The sequence below is a fragment of the Acinetobacter endophylla genome (assembly GCF_053543775.1).
Genome location: NZ_JBLVOM010000285.1, coordinates 1 through 3,562, shown reverse-complemented (window position 1 = coordinate 3,562; position 3,562 = coordinate 1). Strand labels below are relative to the sequence as shown.

Below are 3,562 nucleotides of genomic sequence, written 5' to 3'. Positions count from 1 at the left end.
CTGATCTTCCAGCTAAGCTCTTGCCAGAGTTTGAGAAACTGACTCATCAATATTCAGATGTGAAAAATCTGCCTCAACCCGAGTTTATTCAGCATATTGATGTCTTTGAGGGTAGTCCCCAGCCAATTTTACGCTTCGGTGTTTTAGATAAATTTGATTGGAAATGGGAAGAGTCTGTTTGTGCTGAAATTGAATTCTCCTATGCAGGTGGGCGAATTAAAGCAGGTACATCAGGTGACAGTTTTATTGGTGAACAGCATGGCAAAATGGTGCGACAGCTTCGGGACTTAGTTCAGGAACAACAGTCAATCCAGCGTTTACAGCTATTGGTCGAATCACTGAAGTGGGTGAAAGATCTTAGTTATGACCAGCAATTAAAACTGGATAAACAACGTCTTGATTCTATGGTTTTTGCTTTCTATGGAGACTGGATCAAACAGCTCATGCCCATCAATCAAATTGAGTTGATGGGCTGGCAGATAGAGCATCTGGAAAACAGCCCCTTTAACCTGCAATATGTCGAAAATTTAAATATTTCTATCACTGAATCTGAAGGTCAGCAGGACTGGTTCAATATCGGGGCGACGGTTCAAGACAGTGCAGGTAATTCTTATAATTTGCTTGATGCGCTCGTAGCTTTGGTGCGAGTAAATCCTGATTTACTTGATCCACGGATTTTTAGTCATCTGCATGACAGTCAAATTTTCACCGTGAAAACTGCAGTTGATCAACCTGATTTGGCTCTATCCGCTAGGGATATTAAGCCGGTATTGTTACATCTGCAGAGCATTTTACAGCAAGAAGAGCGCAGTATTGATCGCTATGATGCGAGTCAATTATTAGAATTGCAGCATAATCTTGGGATGACATGGCAGGTCAGTGATCGCCTGCAGCAATTTGTACAGAAATTCAAACAAGGCTATCAGCAACAACTGCCGACACCACAAGGTTTTCAGGGGGAGTTGCGTCCATACCAGCAGCAGGGCTTAGGCTGGTTACAGTTTTTAAGGGAAACCCAGCATGGCGGGATTCTGGCAGATGATATGGGCTTGGGGAAAACAGCACAAACTTTAGCCCATTTACTCATGGAAAAGCAGGCTGGATATTTGCAGGACAGTCCCGCCTTAATTGTTGCACCCACATCGCTGATGCATAACTGGTTCAAAGAAGCGGAGAAATTTACCCCTGAGCTCAAGGTATTGCTGCTACAGGGGCCCGACCGCCATCAGAATTTTGAGCAGATTCCGCACTATGATATTGTGTTAACCACCTATCCGCTTCTAGCGAGAGATGAAGAACAATTAAAGCAATATGAATATCATCAACTCATTTTGGATGAGGCGCAGAATATCAAAAATCCGCGTGCCAAAGCTGCACAGGTAGTACGGCAATTAAAAGCACGACATCGTTTGTGTCTAACAGGTACCCCGATGGAAAATCATTTGGGTGAGCTGTGGGCACTATTTTACTTTCTAATGCCAGGATTTTTATATTCACAAGAAATCTTTAATAAAAAGTACCGTCATCCGATTGAAAAACGCGGTGATCAGCAGTTAAGGCAAAAGTTGGTCAACCGGATTAAGCCCTTCATTTTACGTCGCTTGAAAACTGACGTAGCCAAAGAGTTGCCAGAAAAAACCACGATTGAAGTCAATATTGATATGAATGACCAGCAATCCAAGCTATACGAGGCTGTTCGCGCCACGATGCAGGCAAATATTCAGAAAATTGTGGCAGAAAAAGGCTTTAAGCGTAGTCAAATCCAAATTTTAGATGCCTTGCTGAAGCTGCGTCAGGTCTGTTGTCATCCTAGCTTGCTGAAACTGGATTCAGTTAAAACCGGGCAGGCGCATTCTGCCAAACTTGAACAGTTGATGGATATGGTTGTTCCAATGGTGGAAGAGGGACGAAAAATTCTTATTTTCTCTCAGTTTACCTCAATGCTGGAACTGATTGAACAACAGCTCCATCACGCAGAAATTGGCTATGTGAAGCTGACTGGAAAGACCAAAAAGCGAGATGAAGTCATTACAGCATTTCAGTCTGGACAAGTGCCGGTATTTTTAATCAGTCTGAAAGCAGGAGGGGTCGGTCTGAATCTAACTGCCGCAGATACGGTCATTCACTATGATCCATGGTGGAACCCTGCTGCTGAAGATCAAGCTTCAGATCGTGCATGGCGGATTGGACAGGATAAGCCGGTATTTGTGTACAAGCTGATTACCAATAAAAGCATAGAAGAAAAAATTCTTGCCTTACAGCAAAATAAAGCAGAACTGGCACAGTCTATTCTAAGTACCGATCATGAGGGCGAAGCGAAACTGACGGAAAATGACGTGATGAACTTGTTTGAGAAATTTTAGTTTGGTTTGGGATATTGAGAAAATAAGAAAAGTGGGGTTCAGCGGATGCTTACCGAAAAAGAGATCTACACAGACCTCTTTTTTATTTGGGTTTAATACGTGAAATTATTGCTGAGTGTCATCTTCATTCAGAATTTGTCCTGTGTGCTTTGGTGTAATTAAAGGTGCAGTCGGACGCGGTCCTGTGTATTGCAAGCCGATACCCGCATAGACATCATCTGCTGCAACTTCGGTTTCAAAACGTTCTTTGTCTCGTTCTCGGATTTCTTGGCTAATTTCTTCAACATCACTCTGGTCAACACCCAATTCTTCTAAAATCGCACCGCCAAATAGCATTGCCGACTCGAAGGTTTCTCGAATCATATAATCCACATTTTGTTTTGCTAAATGCAGCGCATGCTCACGGTCATAAGAGCGAACCAGTAACTTGGTTAAAGGAAATTCATGTTGCACCAACTCTACAATCTTATTCGTCGTTTCTTTGTGGTCTACGCAAACAACAATTGCTTCAGCCGTATCTGCTCCCGAGGCATGTAAAATATCTAAACGAGAACCATCGCCATAGTAAATTTTAAATCCAAATCTTTCAGCGTTTTGAATCATGTCGATATCATTATCAATGATGGTCACATCAATGCCTCGAGCAAGCAGTAATTGACTGGAGACTTGTCCAAAACGACCGAAACCAATCATCAATACTTTTCCAGAAAGTCCTTCGGCAATACGGATATTTTCTAAAGAAGTTTGTTCTGTAGTTTGGGTAAAACGTTTAAATAGAAAGCCAATAATCGGGGTCAAAATCATTGACAAGACTACAATCGCAGTCAGGTTTGAGCGTTCAACAGCACTAATGACTTGAGCACTCATGGCGGCAGCAAAGAGTACAAAAGCAAACTCACCCCCTTGAGCCATCAGTAATGCGCGATCGAGTGCTTCGGAGTGTGAACTTTTGGTCATGCGTGCAATTAGGTAAATCATGGATGCTTTGACAAACATCAGCAGAAGTACAGCACTTAAGATTAACACCCAGTTATTTTTTACGACGTTAAGGTCTAGTGGCATGCCTACACCTAGAAAAAATAATCCGAGCAATATGCCACGAAACGGTTCAATATCTGCTTCAATCTGATGGCGAAAAGTGGATTCGGAGAGTAATACCCCTGCAAGGAATGCCCCCATTGCCATCGATAAGCCAGTGA

At 42.6% G+C, this 3,562-nt stretch carries 2 protein-coding genes; one reads left to right on the top strand and one right to left on the bottom strand.

All coding sequences use genetic code 11. The features are described from left to right. A partial coding sequence (locus ACNPNW_RS16160) for a DEAD/DEAH box helicase (RefSeq protein WP_448767175.1) occupies window positions 1-2,363 on the top strand: 2,363 nt, incomplete at its 5' end. Between the two features lie 105 nt (window positions 2,364-2,468). Here ACNPNW_RS16160 and ACNPNW_RS16155 read toward each other — a convergent pair. Continuing rightward, a partial coding sequence (locus ACNPNW_RS16155) for a cation:proton antiporter domain-containing protein (protein WP_448767174.1) occupies window positions 2,469-3,562 on the bottom strand: 1,094 nt, incomplete at its 5' end.